This is a genomic window from Streptomyces sp. Inha503 (assembly GCF_047215865.1).
Lineage (GTDB): Bacteria > Actinomycetota > Actinomycetes > Streptomycetales > Streptomycetaceae > Streptomyces > Streptomyces lycopersici.
The window spans coordinates 9627990-9652390 of sequence record NZ_CP178360.1; the positions used below are offsets into that span (position 1 = coordinate 9627990).

General features: G+C 69.7%; 2 protein-coding genes. Both read right to left on the reverse strand.

The annotated features are described in order from the left end of the window. Positions 1–30: 30 nt before the first annotated feature. Entirely contained in the window at positions 31–9399 is a 9369-nt protein-coding gene (locus ACJX2R_RS40820) for an amino acid adenylation domain-containing protein (protein WP_413104172.1), read from the reverse strand. Then, entirely contained in the window at positions 9399–23864 is a 14466-nt protein-coding gene (locus ACJX2R_RS40825; RefSeq protein WP_413104173.1) for an amino acid adenylation domain-containing protein, read from the reverse strand. The genes ACJX2R_RS40820 and ACJX2R_RS40825 overlap by 1 nt, the downstream gene beginning before the upstream one ends. Between the last annotated feature and the right edge of the window lie 537 nt (positions 23865–24401).

Below are 24401 nucleotides of genomic sequence, written 5' to 3' on the forward strand. Positions count from 1 at the left end.
GGGGCGTGGCGCCCCGGCGCTGAGCGGCTCTCACTCCTCCAGGTCCGCCCACTCGGCTTCGAGGTCGCTCTCGATGTTGTTGATGTCGTGTTGGGTGAGGGTGAGGAGGGGGAGGTCGGAGGGGGTTCGGCTGCTGGTGTGGTGTTGGGTGTGGGTGGTGAGGGCTTTGAGTGCGGTGTGCCAGTGGTGGGCGAGTTGGGTGATGTGGTGGGTGGTGTGGTGGTGGGGGTTGTAGGTGTAGGTGGTGGTGAGTTGGGGTCCGTGGGGGGTGTCTTGGGTGTGGGCGTTGATTTCGAGGGGTGTGTGGTGGAGGAGGTTGGGGTCGGTGTTGCCGTTGAGGGGGGTGGTTTCGGGTGCGTGGGGCCAGGGTTGGGTGGTGTCTGGTGTGGTGGGTGTGGTGGGGGTGTAGCGGCCGAGGTAGTTGAAGGTGGTGGGGGGTTGGGGGAGGTGGGTGAGGTGGGTTTTGGTGGTGGGGTTGAGGTGGCGGAGGAGTCCGTAGGTGGTGCCGTGGTGGGGTGTGGTGCGGAGGGTTTCTTTGATGGTTTTGAGTGCGGTGGTGAGGTGGGGTGTGTTGTGGGTGATGTCGTGCCAGGTGGCGGGTCCGGGGTGGAGTCGGGTGGGGTGGAGGGTGGTGAACCAGCCGATGGTGCGGGTGAGGTCGAGGTGGGGGGTGAGTTCGTGGCGTCCGTGGGATTCGAGGTTGATGAGGATGCTGTTGTCGGGGTTGGGGTGGGGGTTGATGTCGGGGTGGGTGAGGGCGAGGGTGAGGGCGGTGAGGAGGATGTCGTTGATGGCGGCGTGGTAGTGGGTGGGTGTGGTGGTGAGGAGGGGTTGGGTGTGTTCGGGTGGGAGGGTGGTGGTGTGGTGGTGTAGTTGGTGGGTGGGGATGGGTGTGGGGGTTGGTGGTGTGGGGGTGTGGGGGTGGGGTTGGAGGGTGTGGGTCCAGTGGTGGAGTGTGGTGGTGTGGGTGGGGTGGTGGGCTTGTTGGGTGAGGTAGTGGGCCCAGGTGCGGTAGGAGGTGGGGACGGGTTCCAGGGTTGGTCCGGTTTTGGTGGGGTGGTGGTAGGCGTGGGTGAGGTCGGGGATGAGGATGCGCCAAGAGACGCCGTCGATGACGAGGTGGTGGGCGAGGAGGAGGAGTCGTCCGGGGGTGGTGGGTCCGAGGGTGAGGTGGACGGCTTGGAGCATGACGCCACGGGTGGGGTCCAGGCGGGCTTGGGCGGTGGCCTGGTGCTCGGTGATGGCGGCGGGGATGTCGGGGTGGCCGGTGAGGTCGGCGTGGTGGAGCAGGCTCGCAGCGTTGATGCTGCCTGGCGGCGGTATGCGCAGTTCGGGTTCTTCGCTTTCTGCACTGTTGAGGGTGAGGCGGAAGATGTCGTGGTGGTCGATCACGGTTTGCAGTGCGGTGGCGAGGCGCTGTTGGTCGAGGTCGGCGGGAACGGTCAGCAGGACCGATTGGTGGAAGGTCGTGAAGGGCCCGCCTCGTTCAAACAGCTCCCGCATGATGGGGGTGGCGGGGAGGGTGCCGGTGCCGGATTCGTGGCGGGCCGGAACGGTGGTGGGGACGAGGATTGCCGCTGTGGCTAGGGCGGCTGGGGTTTGGTGTTGGAAGACCTGGCGTGGGGTGAGGAGTAGTCCTTCTTGGCGGGCGCGGCTGACGAGTTGGATGGACAGGATGCTGTCGCCGCCCAGCGCGAAGAACCCGTCATCCGGCCCGGCCTCGGGTATGGCCAGGACGTCGGCGAACAACTGGCACAGCGTGCGTTCGTGAGCACCGGCAGGGGCTCGTCCTTGACCGCTGCCGGTGGCTGCCGGTGTGGGGGCGGGTAGGGCGGAGTGGTCGAGTTTGCCGTTGGCGGTCAGCGGCAGGCGTTCCAGTGGTACGTAGTGGGCGGGGATCATGTAGTGGGGCAGTCGGTTGGCCAGTTGGGTCCGGATCTCCGCCGCGGGCGGCGGCTCGCTCCCCGTCTGCGTTGGGGTGAGGTAGGCGACGAGGCGGCGGTCGCCGGGGCGGTCCTCGCGGACGGTCACCACGGCCTGTCCGACACCGGGATGGGCCGTCAGCGCGGCCTGGATCTCTCCGAGCTCGATCCGGAATCCGCGGACCTTGACCTGCTCATCGGCCCGCCCGCAGAACTCCAACTCCCCACCAGGTGTCCATCGCACCAGGTCCCCGGTCCGGTACATCCGCTCCCCGTCCGCCGTACCGTACGGGCAGGCCACGAACCGTTCCGCGGTCAGTCCCGGCCGTGCCCAGTACCCCCGCGCCACTCCGCACCCCGCCACGTACAACTCGCCCACCACACCCACCGGAACCAAACCCAACCCCGCATCCAGCACAAACAAGCGCGTGTTGCCGACGGGTGTGCCGATCGGTGGTGGGCCCGTGTCCTCTGGAGTGGTGAGGTGTCCCGTCGTGTCGACGGTGGTCTCGGTCGGGCCGTAGGAGTTGTGCAGCCGCGCATGCGGAAGCGTGGCGACGAAGGAGTCGCGCAGATCGGCGGTCAGCGGTTCGCCACCGCAGACGACGTGGCGTACGGAGGCGCAGAGCCGCCGTGCTCCCTCCCACTCCAGCAGCAACCGCAGCAGGGTCGGCACACAGTGCACCACCGTGACCCCGTGACGTTCGACGGCGGACAGCAGATGGCCGGGGTCTGCGTGGTGATCGGGGTCGGTGCCGATGATGCTTCCGCCGGTGAGCAGCGGGCAGAAGAGTTCCCACACCGAGACGTCGAAACTCATCGGTGTCCGCATGAGGAAGCGGTCATGTTCGGTCCAGCCGAAGGTCCCGATCCGCCACAGCAGGTTGTTGACGATGGCTCCGTGCGGGACCACGACCGCCTTGGGCGTGCCCGTCGAGCCCGAGGTGTAGATGACGTATGCCGGATGCGCGGGTGTCAGTGGTGTCGGCCGTTCGTTGTCGGACACGTTTCTCGCGGCGTGGCTTTCCGCTCGGGTGTGGGTGTCTTCGGTGTCGAGGAGGAGCCAGGGGAGGGTGGTGGCGCTGGTGGGGAGGGTGTTGGTGAGTGTGCTGGTGGTGAGGAGGAGGGTGGGTTGGCTGTCGTGGAGCATGAAGGTGATGCGGTCTGGTGGGTAGCCGGGGTCGAGGGGTACGTAGGCGGCTCCGGCTTTGGTGACGGCGAGTATGGCGGTGATCAGTTCGATGGAGCGTGGCAGGGCCAGTGCGATACGTGTTTCCGGTCCGGCGCCGTGCTCGATGAGCAGCCGGGCCAGTCGGTTGGCGCGAGCGTTGAGGTCGGCGTAGGACACCCTGTCGTCCTCGAAGACCACCGCCGTGGCCTGCGGAGTACGTGCCGCCTGTTCCTCGAACAGCCCCGGCAGCACCCGCCCCGCTCCCACCCCGGCTCCCACCCCTGCCCCGGCGCCCGCCACCGCCCCGGCGCTCGCTCCCGCCCCGGCGCCCGCCACCGAGGCACCCGTACCCCAGCCCAGCAGCCGCTCCCGCTCCACCTCGGAGCAGCCGTCGACCCGCCCGACCCTGACATCAGGGTCGAGGGCCATGGCCTCCAGCACCCGCACCAGGCGGTCGGCGATCGTCGTGACGCCCTCGTGCCCGAACAGGTCCGGACGGTAGCCGAGCCGCATGTGCAGCCGCTCGTCGGGGATGACCAGCAGGGACAGGGCGTAGTGCACGGCGTCGCGCCCAGTGATGTCGACCGTCCTCAGTTCCCTGCCTGGATCGAGCAACTGCCCTTGGTTGATGGGGTAGTTCTCGAAGACCGTCGTCGTGTCGAAGAGGTCCCCGGAGCGCACTCCGCTCAGCCGCTGGATCTCGGCGAGCCCCAGGTGCTGGTGGTCGAGCAGCTCCGTCTGCTCCTCCTGGAGCCGGGAGAGCAGCCCGCCCAAAGACTCCTGGGGATCGATGCGCAGCCGGACCGGCACGGTGTTGATGAACAGGCCCACGATGGCCTCCACACCCGGCAGCTCCGCGGGGCGGCCCGAGACCGTGGTGCCGAACACCACGTCGTCCCGCCCGGTGAGCCTCCCGAGGACCAGCCCCCACGCCGCCTGGACGAGGGTGTTCAGCGTGAGCCCCGAGCGCCTGGCGCGCTGTGAGAGCCGCGCGGTCAGCTCGGGGGACAGATCGGTGGAGTACTCTTCCGGCCACATCGCGGCACGCCCCGGAGCGGCGGGGGCGACCAGCGTGGGCTCGGTCAGCCCCTCCAGCGCCGTGCGCCAGGCGGCGCGGGCGGCCTCCCGGTCCCGACGCCCCAGCCAGGCCAGATAGTCGCGGTAGGGCACCGGCCGCGGCAGGTCCGTCGCGTCACCGGACCGTTCGTACAGCGCGAACAGCTCGCGCAGGACCAAAGGCACCGACCACCCGTCCCACAGCAGATGGTGGTTGGTGATGACCAGCCAGTGCCGGTCCGGGCCGCCACGCAGGACCGCGAAACGGACCAGCGGTGGCCGCGCCGGGTCGAACCGTACGGAGCGGTCCTCGGCCAGCCACCGCTCCACCGCCTCCCGGTGTTCGCCTTCCGCGACCGTCGTGAGGTCCACCTCCTGCCACGGCACGGACACCGCACCGGCGACGACCTGGACGGGATGGGACAGGCCGTCGTACAGAAACGCGGCGCGCAGATGCGGATGCCGGCGCAGCAGCGCGTCGGCGGCCACGCGGAACCGGCCCGCGTCGAAGGGGCCCTCCAGTTCCAGGCAGAGCTGGACGAGATACACATCCGGGGCCGTGTCGTCGTACACGGCGTGGAACAGCAACCCCTCCTGAAGCGGGCTGAGCGGCAGAACCTCCACACTGCCCGGGGCCTTCCGCTCGACGGTCTCCGACTCCGCCCGGGAGAGCCGGACGAGCGCCGCCTCGGAGCGGCCCAGCCCCTCGGCGGCCGGCTCGTCGGGCGTACGGGCCACGGTGGCGAGTGCCGCGGGCGTCTTGTACTGGAAGACCTGGCGGGGAGTGAGCACCAGCCCCTCCCGGCGGGCGCGGCTGACGAGCTGGATGGAGATGATGCTGTCCCCGCCCAGCGCGAAGAACTCCTCCTCCACTCCGACCTCGGCGAGCCCCAGCACCTCGGCGAACAGGGCGCACAGGGTCTTCTCGCGCGGTGTCGCCGCGGCCCGGCCGGTGGTTCGGCCGGTGGTTCGGTCGGCCCCGGGGTCGGGCACGGGCAGCGCGGCGCGATCGAGCTTCCCGTTCGTGGTCAGCGGCAGCGCGTCGAGCGTCATGAGGGCGGACGGGAGCATGTAGTCGGGCAGGTTCGCGGCGAGGTGGGCCCGGAGGGACGCCACGAGTCCGCCCAGCTCATGGGAGGCCCCGGGGTCGTTGGCGTACGAGCGCAGCGGACGGAGTCCCTTGCCCTGAACGGACGACGCGGACGACGTGGATGTCGCGGACGACGTGGACGTCGCGGACGTCGCGGATGGCGGCACAGACTGGTCGAGCACGCGATGGTCCACACCCGCCGCCGTGTCCACGAAGACCGCGTCGAGACAACCGTCGCTGTCGGACCAGGTGAGAGCGGCACGGTAGCCCAGACCCGCGGCGAGCTCGTGCAGGGCCTCCGGAGCGGACGCCCCGGGCTCCGGCCCCGCGGTGGCCGCCTCGCGGATGGCGTCCGGCGCCACTCCGTGCCGCAGTTGCCGCAACGCCTCCAGCTCGTCCGCGAGCCGGGCGTTGGGAATGCCGTTCACCCGCAGCATCCGGGGCCGGTGGCGCTCCAGGGCCTCCGCCACTTCGGTGGTGGTGCGCACCTCCTCGCCCCACTGCCGCGCCATCGCGTCGACCACCCGGAGCCCGGCCCCCGGTGCCTCCGGAGCAGGCGTCTTGACCAGGACCACGTCGTAACGGTGGCGGGTGAGCTCATTGCTCGCATGGCCACGTTTGATCCGCACATCGACCGCCGCCACCTCGGGCAGCCGGGACGGAAGGGTGGCGAAGAGGTCGGGGTCGACGACGAGTTCGCGCTCCTGCCGGATCGCCTTGTCGACCGTGGACCGTAGGCTCTCGTTCGTCGTGCCGCGCGCGGCCTGGGCCAGGGCGACGGCCGTGGCGAAGCAGCGGAGCAGACGGGCGTTGCGCACATCGCCGATGAAGATCCGGCCACCGGGCGCGAGCAGTCGCATCGCCCCGGCCACCACCTCGACCAGATACTCCACACTGGGGAAGTACTGGACGACCGAATTGAGCACGATGGTGTCGAACCGGCCGGTGGGCAGACCGGTGAAGTCGGCCGCGGGCTGGGAGCGCAGCCGTGTGCGGTCCGCCAGGGCCGGATCGCCCGCGATCCGCTCCCGCAGGTGACCGATGACCGCGGGCGACACATCGGTGGCCCAGTACGCCTCACAGTGCGGTGCCAGGCGAGCCATGAGCAGCCCGGTGCCAACCCCGATCTCCAGCACCCGGCACGGCTCCAGCTCCATGATCCGGTCGACGGTCGTGGTCAGCCACTCCCGCATCTCCGGCAGCGGAATGGGCCGCTGGTCATAGCTGCTGTCCCAGCCGACGAAGTCCTCCCGCAGGACGGTCGCGGCGCGGTCCCGGTACAGCGACTCGTAGACCGTGCGCCACTCCTCCACCTGCCGGCCGGCCAGGTCGCCGTCGGGGCCGGAGCGACGTGCGGGCACCGCGTAGGCCACCAGGCGCCGGTGGCCGGGACGGTCCTCGCGGACGGTGGCGGCGGCCTGCGCCACCTCGGGGTGCGCCGACAGGGCGGCCTCGATCTCACCGAGTTCGATACGGAAACCCCGCACCTTGACCTGATCGTCCGCACGTCCCACGAACTCCAGACGGCCCTCGCCGTCCCACCGCACGAGGTCGCCGGTGCGATACATCCGGGTGCCCGCCGGGCCGAAGGGATCGGCGACGAACCGCTCGGCGGTCATCGCCGCACGCCCCGTATACCCCCGCGCCAGCCCCGCCCCCGCCACATACAGCTCGCCCACCACCCCGGGCGGAACCAGCCGCAGCCCGGGATCGAGTACGTACACCGCCAGATCCGTCAGCCCCCGCCCGATGACACTCGGAGTCCCCGGTACGGCGTCCGCGTGGCCGAGTCGACGGGCGGTGACATGGACCGTGGTCTCCGTGATGCCGTACATGTTGACCACGACGGGGGCGTCGTCGCGGTGGCGGACGTACCAGCCCGCCAGCCGCGCGGGATCCAGGGCCTCCCCGCCGAGCACGATGTACCGCAGGGCCAGTTCCGACCCCAGCGAGGGCAGGTCCTGATCGGCGGCGATCAGCTGGTACAGGGCCGACGGCGTCTGGCACAGCACCGTCACCCCCTCGCTGACCAGCAGGCGCAGCAGGTCCTCGGGGGAGCGGGTCACCTCCTTGTCCGGCACCACCAGCCGGCCACCGTGCAGCAGCGCCCCCCACATCTCCCAGACGGAGAAGTCGAAGGCGTACGAGTGGAACAGACACCACACATCCGTCTCACCGAAGGTGAACTGCTCCCGGGCGGCGCCGAAGAGCCGCGCCACATTGCCGTACGGAACCTCGACACCCTTCGGGGTGCCGGTGGACCCGGAGGTGTAGATGACATAGGCCGGGTGGCGGGCGTCGAGCGGAAACGCGCGTTCGGCGTCGGACAGGTCGTGCGCGGGCAGCCCCCGCAGCCGGGCCAAGGTGCCATCCGCCCCGAGGACCAGGCGCTCCACGGACGGCGCGCCCGGCGGCAGGTCTTCGACGAGGCCGTCAGCGGTCACCAGCAGCGTGGCACGGCTGTCGGCGAGGGCGAAGGCGATGCGCTCCGCCGGGTGATCCGGATCCAGTGGTACGAACGCGGCCCCGGCCTTGAGGACGGCGAGGACGGCCACGACCATGTCGGCCGAGGGCGGAAGGGCGAGTGCCACCCGCGTCTCGGCTCCCGCTCCGGAAGCCACCAGCAGCCGGGCGAGGCGGTTGGCACGCCGGTTCACCTCCGCGTACGTCAGCCTGGTGTCCCGGTGCACCACCGCGACGGCCTCGGGAGTCCTGCGCACCTGCTCCTCGAACAGCAGCGGCGGTACCGTTTCCGCCAGCAGTGGCGCCACCGTTTCCGCCCGCTCCACGGGCTCCGTACGCGCCCCGCCCCATGTGCGCAACATCAGCTCGCGCTCGCCCGGAGCCAGCGGATCGACCGTTCCGACCCGCGGATCGGTGTCCGACACCAGCATCCGCAGCACCCGCAGCAGCCGCTCCGCGACCGACTCGACCGCCTCCCGCGCCAGCAGGTCCGGCTGGTACCCCATCCGGATGTGCAGCCGCTCTCCCGGAATCACCATGAGCGCCAGGGCGTAGTGGGTCGCGTCGTAACTCTCCACCGACAGCGTCCTGAGCTCCGTGGTGGGATCCAGCAGCCGCCCCTCGTCGAGGGGATAGTTCTCGAACACGGTGGTGGTATCGAAGATCTCGCCCGATCCGATCCCCGCCAGCCGCTGGATCTCGACGAGCCCGAGGTGCTGGTGGTCCAGGAGCCGCGCCTGCTGCTCCTGCAACCGGCTGAGCAGCGCGGACACCGGCTCACGCGGATCCATCCGCAGCCGCAGCGGAACGGTGTTGATGAACAGCCCCACCATGGACTCCACACCGGGGATCTCGGCGGGCCGCCCGGAGACCGTGGTGCCGAACACCACATCGTCCCGCCCGGTCAGCCGACCCAGCAGAATCCCCCACCCTGCCTGCACCAGCGTATTGAGGGTGAGCCCCAAACGCCGTGCCCGCAGAGTGAGTTGCTCGGCCAGCTCGGTGGGCAGGTCGAACGAGAACTCCTCCGGGGGGACCGCGGTCCGGCCGGGGGCCGCGGAGGTGAGCAGAGTGGGCTCCTCCAGCCCCGCGAGCGCCCTGCCCCACGCCTCGCGCGCCGCGTCACGGTCCTGGCGTCCACACCACTCCAGATAGGCGCGATAGGGCACCGCCCGGGGGAGCGCCGACTCATCGCCGTTGTGGTCGTAGAGGGCGAAGTACTCCTGGACGACCAGGGGCAGCGACCATCCGTCGAGCAGGATGTGATGATGCGTCAGAACCAGGTGGAAGCGGTCGTCGCCCAGCCGGAAGAGCGCGAAACGGATCAGGGGCGGACGGGTGAGGTCGAAGCGGGTGCCCCGGTCCTCGACCAGCCACCGCTGAAGCTCACCGCGCCGCTCCTCCTCGTCCAGCTCCCTGAGATCGGCCTCGTGCCAACGGAGGGGCACCTCACGCGGTACGAACTGGACGGGCTGCGAAAGGCCATGGTGGAGAAAACCCGCCCGGAGTGGCGGATGGCGCCGTACGAGTGCCTCGGCCGCCCGCCGGAACCGCGCGGGGGTGGCGGGGCCCTCGAGCTCGAAGGAGAGCTGCACCAGATAGACATCCGGCGCGGCGTCGTCGTACACGGCGTGGAACAGCAACCCCTCCTGGACCGCGGTCAGCGGGAGGACGTCTTCCAGCTCGCGCTTGTCCATCAGGCGTTCCTCCACCAGTCTTCGATGTTGTTGATGTCGTGTTGGGTGAGGGTGAGGAGGGGGAGGTCGGAGGGGGTTCGGCTGCTGGTGTGGTGTTGGGTGTGGGTGGTGAGGGCTTTGAGTGCGGTGTGCCAGTGGTGGGCGAGTTGGGTGATGTGGTGGGTGGTGTGGTGGTGGGGGTTGTAGGTGTAGGTGGTGGTGAGTTGGGGTCCGTGGGGGGTGTCTTGGGTGTGGGTGTTGATTTCGAGGGGTGTGTGGTGGAGGAGGTTGGGGTCGGTGTTGCCGTTGAGGGGGGTGGTTTCGGGTGCGTGGGGCCAGGGTTGGGTGGTGTCTGGTGTGGTGGGTGTGGTGGGGGTGTAGCGGCCGAGGTAGTTGAAGGTGGTGGGGGGTTGGGGGAGGTGGGTGAGGTGGGTTTTGGTGGTGGGGTTGAGGTGGCGGAGGAGTCCGTAGGTGGTGCCGTGGTGGGGTGTGGTGCGGAGGGTTTCTTTGATGGTTTTGAGTGCGGTGGTGAGGTGGGGTGTGTTGTGGGTGATGTCGTGCCAGGTGGCGGGTCCGGGGTGGAGTCGGGTGGGGTGGAGGGTGGTGAACCAGCCGATGGTGCGGGTGAGGTCGAGGTGGGGGGTGAGTTCGTGGCGTCCGTGGCTTTCGAGGTTGATGAGGATGCTGTTGTCGGGGTTGGGGTGGGGGTTGATGTCGGGGTGGGTGAGGGCGAGGGTGAGGGCGGTGAGGAGGATGTCGTTGATGGCGGCGTGGTAGTGGGTGGGTGTGATGGTGAGGAGGGGTTGGGTGTGTTCGGGTGGGAGGGTGGTGGTGTGGTGGTGTAGTTGGTGGGTGGGGATGGGTGTGGGGGTTGGTGGTGTGGGGGTGTGGGGGTGGGGTTGGAGGGTGTGGGTCCAGTGGTGGAGTGTGGTGGTGTGGGTGGGGTGGTGGGCTTGTTGGGTGAGGTAGTGGGCCCAGGTGCGGTAGGAGGTGGGGACGGGTTCCAGGGTTGGTCCGGTTTTGGTGGGGTGGTGGTAGGCGTGGGTGAGGTCGGGGATGAGGATGCGCCAAGAGACGCCGTCGATGACGAGGTGGTGGGCGAGGAGGAGGAGTCGTCCGGGGGTGGTGGGTCCGAGGGTGAGGTGGACGGCTTGGAGCATGACGCCACGGGTGGGGTCCAGGCGGGCTTGGGCGGTGGCCTGGTGCTCGGTGATGGCGGCGGGGATGTCGGGGTGGCCGGTGAGGTCGGCGTGGTGGAGCAGGCTCGCAGCGTTGATGCTGCCTGGCGGCGGTATGCGCAGTTCGGGTTCTTCGCTTTCTGCACTGTTGAGGGTGAGGCGGAAGATGTCGTGGTGGTCGATCACGGTTTGCAGTGCGGTGGCGAGGCGCTGTTGGTCGAGGTCGGCGGGAACGGTCAGCAGGACTGATTGGTGGTAGGTGGTGAAGGGTCCGCCTCGTTCGAAGAGCTCTCGCATGATGGGGGTGGCGGGGAGGGTGCCGGTGCCGGTTTCGTGGCGGGTGGGAGCGGTGGTGGTGGGGATGTGGGTTGCCGCTGTGGCCAGGGCGGCTGGGGTTTGGTGTTGGAAGACCTGGCGTGGGGTGAGGAGTAGCCCCTGTTGGCGGGCGCGGCTGACGAGTTGGATGGACAGGATGCTGTCGCCGCCCAGCGCGAAGAACCCGTCATCCGGCCCCGTTTGGGGAAGGCCGAGGATGTCGGCGAACAGCTCACACAGCGTGCGTTCATGCCCGTCCGCAGGGGCTCGTTCGCTGGTGCCCTCCGAGGCGGGGATGGGGAGGGCCGCGTGGTCGAGTTTGCCGTTGGCGGTCAGTGGCAGGTGGTTGAGCGGGACGTAGTGGGCGGGGATCATGTAGTGGGGCAGTCGGTTGGCCAGCTGGGTCCGGATCTCCGCCGCGGGGGGCGGCTCGCTCCCCGTCTGCGTTGGGGTGAGGTAGGCGACGAGGCGGCGGTCGCCGGGGCGGTCCTCGCGGACGGTCACCACGGCCTGCCCAATACCTGGATGTGTGGTGAGGGCGGCCTGGATCTCTCCGAGCTCGATGCGGAATCCGCGGACCTTGACCTGCTCATCGGCCCGCCCGCAGAACTCCAACTCCCCACCAGGTGTCCATCGCACCAGGTCCCCGGTCCGGTACATCCGCTCCCCGCCGGCCGTACTGTACGGGCAGGCCACGAACCGTTCCGCGGTCAGTCCCGGCCGTGCCCAGTACCCCCGCGCCACTCCGCACCCGGCCACGTACAACTCGCCCACCACACCCACCGGAACCAAACCCAACCCCGCATCCAGCACAAACACTCGGGAGTTCGGCACCGGGGAGCCGATGGGCACAGAGGTGTGTGTTGCCCCGTCGGAGTGCCACACCGTGGCGTAGACCGTCGCCTCGGTGGGGCCGTAGGCATTGGCGATGCGCGCCTCGGGGAACCGGGACTGCGCGGTGGCCAGCAGCTGGGGGGAGAGGGCTTCGCCCGCCAGGACGATCGTGTCGAGAGACGGGTCTTCGGTCTGCTGCTGGGTGGAGAGCAGACTTGCCAGGACGGAGGGAACGGCACTCAGCAGACCACCGGCACTCAGTAGCCCGGGATCGGCGGCCGCGGAGAGCAGATCGGGGACGAGTTCCACCGTGCCGCCGAGCGTGAGCGGTACGAGCAGTTCGAAGACGGAGACGTCGAAGGTGAAGGACGTCGTCGCCCTGACCTGCGCCAACCGGTCCGCGCCGAGATCGTTGCGCGCCCAGGCCACCAGGTCCACCACATTGGCGTGGGAGACGACCACCCCCTTGGGCGTGCCCGTCGAGCCCGAGGTGTAGATGACGTATGCCGGATGCGCGGGCGTGAGCGGTGTCGGCCGTTCGTTGTCGGACACGTTTCTCGCGGCGTGGCTTTCCGCTCGGGTGTGGGTGTCTTCGGTGTCGAGGAGGAGCCAGGGGAGGGTGGTGGCGCTGGTGGGGAGGGTGTTGGTGAGTGTGCTGGTGGTGAGGAGGAGGGTGGGTTGGCTGTCGTGGAGCATGAAGGTGATGCGGTCTGGTGGGTAGCCGGGGTCGAGGGGTACGTAGGCGGCTCCGGCTTTGGTGACGGCGAGTACGGCGGTGATCAGTTCGATGGAGCGTGGCAGGGCCAGTGCGATACGTGTTTCCGGTCCGGCGCCGTGCTCGATGAGCAGCCGGGCCAGTCGGTTGGCGCGAGCGTTGAGGTCGGTGTAGGACACCCTGTCGTCCTTGAAGACCACCGCCGTGGCCTGCGGAGTACGTGCCGCCTGTTCCTCGAACAGCCCCGGCAGCACCCGCCCCGCTCCCACCCCTGCCCCGGCGCCCGCCTCCGCCCCGGCGCCCGCCACCGAGGCACCCGTACCCCAGCCCAGCAGCCGCTCCCGCTCGTCGTGGCCGAGGAGGTCGATCCGGCTCAGGGTCTGGTCGGGACGGTCCGCGACGGTGTCCAGCACACGCAGCAGGCGGTCGACGATCGCCTGGGCCGTGTGCTGCTCGAAGAGGTCGGTGGCGTACTCGAGGCTGCCCTGGATGCCGTTCGGCTCCCCGCTCTCGGCGGTGTGCGTCTCCGCGAGCGCGAAGGCCAGGTCGAACTTGGCCGTGTCGGTGGCCACCTCCAGTGGCTCGGCGGCCACTCCCGGCAGGGAGAGTTCGGTCGCCCCGAGGTTCTGGAAGGTGAGCATCACCTGGAACAGCGGGTGCCGGGCCAGGGACCGGACCGGGTTGACCGCCTCCACCACCCGTTCGAACGGCACCTCCTGATGCGCGTACGCGGCTCCGTCCGTCTCCCGCACCCGTTCCAGGAGGGTCAGGAAGTCCGGGTCCCCGTTGGTGTCGGTGCGCAGCACCAGCGTGTTGACGAAGGGGCCGACCAGGTCGTGTACGGCCACCTCGTCGCGGCCGGCGAACGCGGTGCCCAGGGGGATGTCCGTCCCGGCGCCGAGTCGCGTCAGCAGGGCCGCGAGGGCGGCCTGGACCACCATGAACACGCTGGCGTCCTGGGACCGGGCCAGCCGGGTCAGCCTCCGGTGCAGCGGAGCCGGAACGGCGATGTCCACGGTCGAGCCCCGGTGCCCGGCCACCGGCGGCCGTGGCCGGTCCATCGGCAGCGGTAGCTCCTCGGGCAGCTCCGCGAGCGTCTCCCGCCAGAACGCGAGCTGCCGGGAGAGCACACTGTCATCCCGGTCCTCCGCGCCCAGCACCTGGCGCTGCCAGAGCCCGAAGTCCGCGTATTGCAGGGGCAGATCGTCGCTCCAAGGCGGTTCCGAACCGGCCGTCCGGGCCTGGTAGGCGGTGGCGAGGTCGGCGAAGAGCGGTTCCAGCGACCAGCCGTCCGCCGCGATGTGGTGGACCACCACGAGCAGCACATGCTCGTCGGCGCCCTGCGGGAACAGGCTTATGCGCAGGGGGAGTTCGACGGCCAGATGGAAGCCACGCCCGGCTTCCTCGGCCAGCGCCGCCGCGAGCACGTCGTCCGAAGCGAGCACGTCGTCCGAAGCGCGTCCGGCCGAGGCCACGGCCGCGCCCCCGGACGCGCCTCCGCCCGCGCCCCCGCCCGGGTCCGTTTCGTCGGCCACCGGCCGCACGCTCCGTACAACGGCGCGCAGTGCGGACCGGGCCGCATCCGGGCCCAGGACCCGCTGCCACGGCCGCCCGTCGTCCCCGTGCGGATAGACGGTGCGCAGCACCTCGTGCCGGGCCACGACGTCCCCCGCCGCGGCCATCAGCGCCTCCCGGTCCAGCGGGCCGCGCAGCCGCAGACCGACCACGATGTTGTAGGTCGCCGCCCGATCGCCCTCCAACTCCTCGAGGAACCACAGCCGTTGCTGGGCATACGACAGCGGCAGGCGGCCCGTACGCGCCATCGGCCCCAACGGCGGGCGAGCCACGTCCCGTTCCGCGCCCTGGATCACCTCCGCCAACCGCTCCACCGTCGGCGCCTGGAACACCGCACGGATGCCCAGGTCGACGCCGGTACGGGTACGGACCTGCCCCATCAGCCGCATCGCGAGCAGCGAATGCCCGCCCAGCTCGAAGAAGCCGTCCGCCACGCCCACCTCGGGCACGCCAAGCACCTCGGCGTACAGCGCGCACAGCAGCCGCTCCCAGGGGGAGGCCGGTGGCCGGCCGGTGCCCGGGGCGCCGACGGGGCCGGGCGCGGGCAGCGCCTTGCGGTCCAGCTTCCCGTTCGCCGTCAGCGGCAACGCGTCCAGAGGAACCACCGCCGATGGCACCATGTGCTCCGGCAACTGCTCGCGAAGCCAGGAGCGCAGTTCGGCCGGGGTCGGTTCATGGCCGGGCCGGGCGACGGAGTAGCCGACGAGCCGAGGGTCGCCCGGCCGGTCCTCGCGGACCGTCACGGCGGCCCGCGCCACATGTGGATGCGAGGCCAGCACCGCCTCGACCTCTCCCGGCTCGATCCGGAACCCCCGCAGCTTGACCTGGCGGTCGGCCCGGCTGAGGTACTCCAGCCGCCCGTCCGCGTCCCAGCGCACCAGGTCGCCGGTGCGATACATCCGTGACCCGGCCGGGCCGTACGGATCGGCCACGAACCGCTCCGCGGTCAGGCCGGGATGGTTGAAATAGCCGCGGGCCACACCCGTACCCGCGATGTGCAGCTCGCCCACCGCGCCCGGTGGCAGCAGGCCCAGGTGCCGGTCCAGGACGTACGCGCGCATGGTGTCCAGCGGCGTCCCGATCCGCGGCGCGCCATCGTCATCGGCCCGGACGACGCCCGTGGTGCACCAGACCGTGGTCTCGGTGGGCCCGTACAGGTTCACCACCTCGGCGCCCAGCGCGAGCAGCCGTCGCGCGAGCGGGGAGGGCAGCGTCTCGCCACCGCTGAGGACCCGCATCCCCGACAGCACCCCCGACGGCACCCTCGCATGGTCGTCACCGTCGGGCACCTCGCCGAGCACTGCCTGCCACAGCGTGGGCGTGGCCTGTGCCATCGACACCCCGTGGCGGCCCATCAACGCCAGCAGCGCGGCGGGATCGTGCGTCTGGGCCGCCGAGGCGAGGACGATACGGGCCCCTGCCGCGAGCGGCATGAACCACTCCACCACCACCACGTCGAACGACGGCGTGGAGGCCGCCAGCACCGCGTCCGACCCGGTGAGCGGGGTACGCCGGGCCATGGCCCGCAGGAACCGGCCGAGACCGCCCCGGGACGCCACCACACCCTTGGGCCTGCCACTCGAACCCGAGGTGTAGAAGAGGTACGCGGGGTGGTCCGGCAGCAGTGGACACCCGCGGTCCGCGTCCGTCAGGTTGGCCGCCCCCGCCTGTGCCAACCCATCCGCCGTGTCCTCCGTGTCCAGCAGCAGCCGTGGCATCGTGGCCGCCTCAGCCGGCAGGGTTTCGGCGATCGCTTCGGTCGTCACCAGGAGGGTCGGACGGCTGTCGGTGAGCATGAACGCCATGCGCCGCGGCGGGTAGTCCGGGTCGACGGACACGAAGGCGGCCCCCGCCTTGAGGACGGCCAGCGCGGTGATGAGCACGTCCGGGCCACGGGGCAGGGAGAGGGCGACCCGAGTCTCCGGGCCCGCGCCCGCCGCGACGAGCACCCGGGCCAACCGATTCGCCCGCTCGTTCAACTCCCGGTAGCTGAGCCGCTGTTCCTCGAACACCACGGCCACATCGGCCGGGGTATGCTCGGCCTGGCGCTCGAACACCTCCGGCAGCAGCACCGTGTCATCGGCTCCGGTCACGCCGGCCGAGGCGTTGCCCCACTGCCGCAGCAGGCGATCCCGCTCGGTCGGGGTCAGCACGTCGAGCCGCGCCACCGTCCGATCCGGGGTGTCCGCCACGCTCTCCAGCACCCGGACCAGACGCCGCGCGAGCTCCTGTACGGCCGAGTGGCCGAAGGCATCGGGACGGTAGCCCAGCTGGAGCCGCAGGGACTCGCCCGGAATGACGACCAGGGCCAGCGCATAGTGGGTGGCGTCCCGGCCGGTGCTGCCCACCACCCGCAGCCCGTCCTCCGGCGCGCCGACCCGCTCGGGCCGCACCGGATAGTTCTCGAAGACCAGCACCGTGTCGAAGAGTTCGCCGACCCCCGCGAGCGACTGCACCTCGATCAGCCCCAGATGCTGGTGCTCCGACAGCGCCGCCTGCCGCGCCTGCACCGCCTCCAGCAGCGCCAACAGCGTCTGGTCCGGGGCGAGTTGAACCCGTACCGGCAATGTGTTGATGCACAGGCCGACCAGCGACTCGACACCGTCCACCTCCGGTGGCCGCACCGCGGCCGTGGCCCCGAACACCACATCGTCGCGGCCGGTCAGCCGCCCCAGCAGCAGCCCCCACGCCACCTGCACCAGTGTGTTCAGCGTCAGCCCCGAGGCACGGGCGCGCCGGGTCAGCCGTGCCGTCAGCTCGACGGGCACATCCAGGCAGAACTCCCGGGGGACCACCGCCGTACTCCCGTACGCCTCCGGAGCCAGCAACGTCGGCTCCGCCACCCCGGCCAGCGCCTCGCGCCACGCCTCGCGGGCGGCGGTGGCGTCCTGCGCGGTGAGCCAGGCGAGGTAGTCGCGGTAGGCCGCCGGGCGGGGCAGCAGACGGTCGTCCCCGGCCTCCCCGTACAGGAAGAACAGCTCCTGTACGAGGACCGGGGTCGACCAGCCGTCCAGCAGGATGTGGTGGTGGGTCATGACCAGACGGCTGCGCCCACCGCCGAGGTGGAACAGCGTGAACCGCATCAGTGGCGGCCGGGTGAAGTCGAACCGCGTGGCGCGGTCCTCCGCCAGCCAGCGCTCGTACTCCCCGTCCTGCTCGGCGGGGGAGAAACCGCTGAGGTCGATCTCCTGCCACGGTGTCGGCGCATGGCGGGGCACGACCTGGACCGGCCTGGACAGGCCGTGGTGGAGGAACCCGGCCCGCAGATGGGGATGGCGGAGCAGCAGAGTGTCCACCGCCTGCCGGAAGCGGACGCTGTCGACGCCGCCCTCGAGGTCGACACCGCCCTCGAGGTCGAATGCGAACTGCACCAGATAGACGTCCGGGGCCGCCTCGTCGAACGCGGCATGGAAGAGCAGCCCCTCCTGCAAAGCCGTCAGTGGCAACGTGTCGACGGCACCGGGAAACCTCTGCTCGACCGCTGCCACGTCCTCGGTGGTGAGGGAGAGCAGCGGGGACGTGGCGGTGGCCGGACCGCCCGAGCTGGCGGGGGCGTTCGCCGGGGCCGGGGCGTCGGCTGGCGAGGTGAGGCGTGCCAGGGCGGCGACGGTCTGGTGCTGGAAGACCTGGCGGGGGGTGAACACCAGCCCCTCTCGGCGGGCGCGGCTCACCAGCTGCATGGACAGGATGCTGTCCCCGCCCAGTGCGAAGAACCCCTCCTCCACGCTCGGCTCCGGCACCCCCAGCACCTCGGCGAACAGACGGCAGAGGACCGCTTCGTGCGGGGTCGATGGCGGGCGCCCACCGGCCCCTTCGGCGCGCCGGGCGGGCGCGGGCAGCGCGGCACGGTCGAGCTTGCCGCTCGGAGTGAGGGGCAGCGCGTCGAGGACGATGACCGCGGAGGGCACCATATGGGCCGGTAGCCGCTCCGCCAGATACGACCGCAGCTCCTCCGGCGGCGTATCGCGGTGATCCGGGCTGGTGGTGGTGTAGGCGATGAGGTGTTTGTTGCCGTGGTGGTCGTGGTGGAGGGTGGTGGCGGCTTGGGTGATGTGGGGGTGGGTGGTGAGGGTGTTTTCTATTTCGGCGGGTTCGATGCGGTAGCCGTGGTGTTGGATTTGGTGGTCGGTGCGGTGGTGGTAGTGGAGTTGGTGGGTGGTGGGGTGTTGGTGTGCGAGGTCGCCGGTGCGGTAGAGGCGGGTGCCGGGTGGTCCGTAGGGGTTGGCGATGAAGTGGGTGGCGGTGAGGGTGGGGTTGTTGTGGTAGTTGCGGGCGAGGGTGGGTCCGGTGATGTAGAGCTCGCCGGGTGTGTTTGGTGGGGTGGGTTGGAGGTGGGTGTCGAGGAGGTGGGTGGTGAGGTGGGGGAGGGGGTGTCCGATGGGGCTGGGGGTGTTGGGGGTGTGGTGGGTGTTTGGGTTGAGGGGGTGGTGGGTGGCGTGGATGGTGGTTTCGGTGATGCCGTACATGTTGATGATGGTGGTGTGGGGGTGGTGTTGGTGGAAGGTGGTGAGGCGGGTGGGGTCGAGGGGTTCGCCGCCGAGGATGATGCGTTGGAGGGGGAGGGGTTGGTGGTGGTTGTGTTGGTGGGTGTTGATGAGGTGGTAGAGGGCGGTGGGTGTTTGGCAGAGGGTGGTGATGTGTTGTTGGTGGATGAGGGTGATGAGGTCGTGGGGGGAGCGGGTGGTGTTGTGGTTGGGGATGATGAGGGTGTGGCCGTGGAGGAGGGGTCCGAAGATTTCCCAGACGGAGAAGTCGAAGGCGTAGGAGTGGAATTGGCACCAGATTTGTGGGGTGGGGTGGGTGAAGTAGTGGTGGGTGGCGGTGAAGAGGTGGATGAGGTTGGTCTGGGGGATGGTGACGCCTTTGGGGGTGCCGGTGGAGCCGCTGGTGTAGATGAGGTAGGCGGGGTGGCGTGCGTCGGGCGGGGTGGGTTGTTCGGTGGGGGTGAGGTTGGTGGCGGGCAGTTGCCGCAGGCGGGTGGTGGTTTCAGGGTGGTCGAGCAGTACGCGTGGTGTGGTCTGGTTGGGTGTGGGGAGTGTGGTGGCGATGTCGGTGGTGGTGATCAGGGCGGTGGGGGCGCTGTCGGCTAGTAGGTAGGCCAGGCGTTCTTGGGGGTAGTCGGGGTCCAGTGGTACGTAGGCGGCGCCGGTTTTGAGTACGGCGAGGATTGCGGTGATGGTCTGTGCGGAGCGTGGCAGGGCCAGGGCGATTCGGTGTTCGGGTCCGGCGCCGGTCTTCAGTAGGAGTCGGGCCAGTTGGTTGGCGCGTTCGTTGACTTCGCGGTAGGTCCACCGCTGCTCGTCGCACACCACGGCCACCGTGTCCGGGGCTCGTTCCACCCACTCCTCGAACAACCCCGACAAGGACACCTTCGGGTCGGCCTCCGCGACACGGGCGTCGCGGCGCGGCACCAGCCGTTTCCGCTCGTCATCCAAGAGCACATCGATCCGATCGACGTTCCGGCCGGGATCGTCGGCGATGGCCTCCAGGACGCGGACCAGCCGCTGTGCCACCGTCCGTATGGCCGGGGCCTCGAACACATCCGGCCGGTAGCCGAGGCGCAACCGCAGCCGTTCGCCCGGGACCACGACCACCGCCAACGGGTAGTGCGTGGCGTCCTGGCCATCGGTGGCCGTCAGCCGCAGCCCGGCGCGGGCCGCCTGCGCATGGGCCCCGGCGCCCACGGGGTAGTTCTCGAAGACCACAACCGTGTCAAAGAGCTGCCCCGTCCCGGCGGCGGTCCGTAGCTCCGACAGCCCCAGATGGTGGTGTGCGGAAAGCTCGCCGTGCTGCCGTTGTACGGCCGCCAGCAACTCCTCCACCGGTCGGCCCACCGGCACCCGGACCCGTACCGGCACCGTGTTGATGCACAGCCCGACCAATGACTCGATGCCCGCCACTTCCGCCGGGCGTACCGCCACCGTCGTACCGAACACCACGTCGTCGCGGCCGGTCAGCCGGCTCAGCAGGATGGCCCACGCGGCCTGCACCAGTGTGTTGAGGGTGAGCCCCATCCGCCGGGCGCGCTGCTCGAGTTGGGCGGTCCGCTCCACCGACAGATCGACGGCCATCTCGTCGGGGGCCACGGTCGTACGGCCCGGATCGGCCGGTGCCAGCAGGGTGGGCTCCTCCACACCGGCCAGCGCCGTGCGCCAGGCGGCGCGGGCCGCGTCCCGGTCCTGCCGCCGCAGCCAGTCCAGGTACTCCCGGTAGGGCGCGATGGCGGGCAGCCCCGAGTCATCCCCGTCCCGTTCGTACAGCGTGAACAGCTCCTGGACGACGAGCGGTACGGACCAGCCGTCCAGCAGGATGTGGTGGCTGGTCATCACCACCCGGTACTGGTCCGCACCCCAACGGACGAGGGCGAAGCGGATCAGTGGCGGCCGGGTGAGGTCGAACCGCGTGGCGCGGTCCTCGGCCAGCCACCGGTCGAACGCGGCGGGGCGCTGCTCATCGGGAAGGTCGCCGAGATCCAGCTCGTGCCAGACGGAGCGGACAGCGGGCGCCACCACCTGCACGGGCTGGGACAGTCCGTGGTGATGGAAGGACGCGGCCAGGTTCGGGTGGCGGCGCAGCAGGGCGTCCGCCGCCCGTCGGAAGCGTGCGCCGCTGACCTCCCCTTCGAGGTGGAAGGTGAACTGCACCAGATAGACATCCGGGGCCGCCTCGTCGTACACGGCGTGGAACAGCAGTCCGCCCTGGAGAGGTGTCAGCGGCAACAGCTCCGCCGTATCGGTGGCGTGAGTGGCATTCGCCGACAGGCTCGCGTATTCGATCGGGGTGAGGGTCACCAAGGGCCCCGCGTTCCCGGAGGTGAGCTCCTGCGGCGGAGCCGCCGGGCCGTTCCCGGAGTGGGCGGCGGAGGCGAGGCCCTCCGGCGTCCGGTGCTGGAAGACCTGCCCCGGTGTGAGGACGAGCCCCTCCGCGCGGGCGCGGCTGACCAGCCGCATGGCGAGGACGCTGTCGCCACCCAAGTTGAAGAAGCTCGTGTCCGCGCCCACATCGGGGAGGCCGAGCACCTCGCCGAAGAGAGCACACAGCCGTGCCTCCAGTGGTGTGGCCGCCGGCCGTCCGGAAGCGAGCGCGGAGAAGTCGGGCGCGGGGAGGGCCGCGCGGTCGAGCTTGCCGTTCGCCGTGAGAGGCATCCGGTCGAGCGCGATGACCGCCGAGGGCACCATATGGGCGGGCAGCCGCTCGCTGAGATACGACCGGAACGAGGCGACTATCGCACCGTTCCCGTGTGCGAGTCCGGGCTCGTTGGCGTAGGCGGAGGCGGGACGGCGAGGTGTGGTGGAGGGTGGTGCGGCGATGTCGAGGGTCGTCTTATGCAGGTCAGTGCTGAGGCCGATGAACACACCGTCGAGGCGCCCTTCGTCGGCCGCCCAGCGCAGCGCCAGGTCGTAGCCGTGTGTCTCGGCGAGCCGGTGGAGCGCTTCCGGGTCCGTCCCGGCGCCGTTGTGCCCGGCCGTCGGGGCCATTGCCGTGAGGTGGCGCCGGGCGTCGTCCGGGTCGGCGCCGGTGTCGATCCGGCGCAGGGCGGTGAGCTCGCCGGTCAGCCGGGTGTTGGGGATACCAGACACCCGCAACGCTCGTGGGCGGCGCTCCCCCGTCAGCGCGTCGCGCAGGTCGTCCACCGTACGGATGTCCTCACCCCACCGCAGATGCGGCGCACGGTCGGTGGCGAGCAGTGTGACGGGACTCTTGGTGAGGATGACGTCGTAGCGGTGCCGGGTGAGTTCGTTGCGTGCCGAGCCGCGTTTGACGCGGATGTCGACGGCGCCGATGGCGGGCACGACGGATGTGAGGGTGGTGAAGTACTCCGGGTCCACCAGGAGTTCCCGCTCCAGGCGGATGGCGTTGTCCACGGTGGCGCGCAGGCTCTCCGGCGTGGTCCCCGCGGACGCCTGGGTGAGGGCGACCGCGGTGGCGAAGCAGCGCAGCAGGCGATGGTTGCGTACGTCCCCGATGAACAGCTTCCCGCCGGGCTTGAGGAGCGCCATGGCATGGGTGATGACATCGGTCAGGTAGTCGATGTTCGGGAAGTACTGGACGACGGAGTTGATGACGACGGTGTCGAAGCGCCCCTCGGGCAGCGTGCTGAAGTCATGGGCGGGCCGGCACTCGAGCGTCACCCGGCCGTCGCCTGCGCCCAGCGCGGAATCCTGCGCCACACGCTGTTCCAGGGCGGCGATGGCGGAGGGCGAGACGTCGGTGCCCCAGTAGCTTGCGCAGTCCGGAGCCAGATGTGACAGGAGCAGACCGGTGCCGACCCCGATCTCCAGAACATCGCGCGGGCCGAGCGCGCTGATGCGGTCCACGGTCGTGGCCAGCCACTCCCGCATTTCCCGCAGAGGGATGGGCCGCTGGTCGTAGCTGCTGTCCCAGCCGACGAAGTCCTCGCTCAGCGAAGTGGCGGCCCGGTCCCCGTAGAGGGAGTCGTAGACCGCGCGCCACTCCTCGACCTGCTGCTCCACCACGTCCGCCGCCCGGTGAACGCTCTGGCTGGTGGTGGTGTAGGCGATGAGGTGTTTGTTGCCGTGGTGGTCGTGGTGGAGGGTGGTGGCGGCTTGGGTGATGTGGGGGTGGGTGGTGAGGGTGTTTTCTATTTCGGCGGGTTCGATGCGGTAGCCGTGGTGTTGGATTTGGTGGTCGGTGCGGTGGTGGTAGTGGAGTTGGTGGGTGGTGGGGTGTTGGTGTGCGAGGTCGCCGGTGCGGTAGAGGCGGGTGCCGGGTGGTCCGTAGGGGTTGGCGATGAAGTGGGTGGCGGTGAGGGTGGGGTTGTTGTGGTAGTTGCGGGCGAGGGTGGGTCCGGTGATGTAGAGCTCGCCGGGTGTGTTTGGTGGGGTGGGTTGGAGGTGGGTGTCGAGGAGGTGGGTGGTGAGGTGGGGGAGGGGGTGTCCGATGGGGCTGGGGGTGTTGGGGGTGTGGTGGGTGTTTGGGTTGAGGGGGTGGTGGGTGGCGTGGATGGTGGTTTCGGTGATGCCGTACATGTTGATGATGGTGGTGTGGGGGTGGTGTTGGTGGAAGGTGGTGAGGCGGGTGGGGTCGAGGGGTTCGCCGCCGAGGATGATGCGTTGGAGGGGGAGGGGTTGGTGGTGGTTGTGTTGGTGGGTGTTGATGAGGTGGTAGAGGGCGGTGGGTGTTTGGCAGAGGGTGGTGATGTGTTGTTGGTGGATGAGGGTGATGAGGTCGTGGGGGGAGCGGGTGGTGTTGTGGTTGGGGATGATGAGGGTGTGGCCGTGGAGGAGGGGTCCGAAGATTTCCCAGACGGAGAAGTCGAAGGCGTAGGAGTGGAATTGGCACCAGATTTGTGGGGTGGGGTGGGTGAAGTAGTGGTGGGTGGCGGTGAAGAGGTGGATGAGGTTGGTCTGGGGGATGGTGACGCCTTTGGGGGTGCCGGTGGAGCCGCTGGTGTAGATGAGGTAGGCGGGGTGGCGCGCGTCGGGCGGGGTGGGCTGTTCGGTGGGGGTGAGGTTGGTGGCGGGCAGTTGCCGCAGGCGGGTGGTGGTTTCAGGGTGGTCGAGCAGCACGCGTGGTGCGGCATCCGCATCGCTCGGCGGGGGCAGTGTGGTGGCGATGTCGGTGGTGGTGATCAGGGCGGTGGGGTCGCTGTCGGTTAGTAGGTAGGCCAGGCGTTCTTGGGGGTAGTCGGGGTCCAGTGGTACGTAGGCGGCGCCGGTTTTGAGTACGGCGAGGATTGCGGTGATGGTCTGTGCGGAGCGTGGCAGGGCCAGGGCGATTCGGTGTTCGGGTCCGGCGCCGGTCTTCAGTAGGAGTCGGGCCAGTTGGTTGGCGCGTTCGTTGACTTCGCGGTAGGTCCACCGCTGCTCGTCGCACAGCACGGCCACCGTGTCCGGGGCTCGTTCCACCCACTCCTCGAACAACCCCGACAATGACACCCTGTTCGGATCAGTGCATACTGCAAGCGCTGTGTTCTCCACCATTCCACCCAGCCAATTCATCGTAAAGTCGCATCACGTAGAGAGACGCGTGAGGGTAGTTATCAGAATCCAGTGGTTATTTGAATCCGGCCCGGTTTTGAGTGTCCTTGCCCGCTTGTACCAGCGTCGCCGGACGACATCTCATGAGCAAGTGAATGGCAGCTTGGTGCAGTGGCGTCCACGCCGTCTTCGCCGGTCCACCTCGGCATGCTCTGCTGGCATCAACAGGGAGAACGCGCAGTTCAGAAGCGCTGTGCGGAGGGATGTCGAGAACCAGCGGAGGCACCTAGGTGCCACCTGTCCGCATTGCCGGTAATCGCCGAGAAGAATGCCCATTGGAATGTTCTGGCGTCTATTCAAGATCGTTGACGAGCTTGCCCGGCTCGGCTACGTTGAATTATTCGGACAGAGTGAATGCCCGCGTGTCCACCGCACTTCTCGTTGCCCCTTCTTCTCCTTATCCAT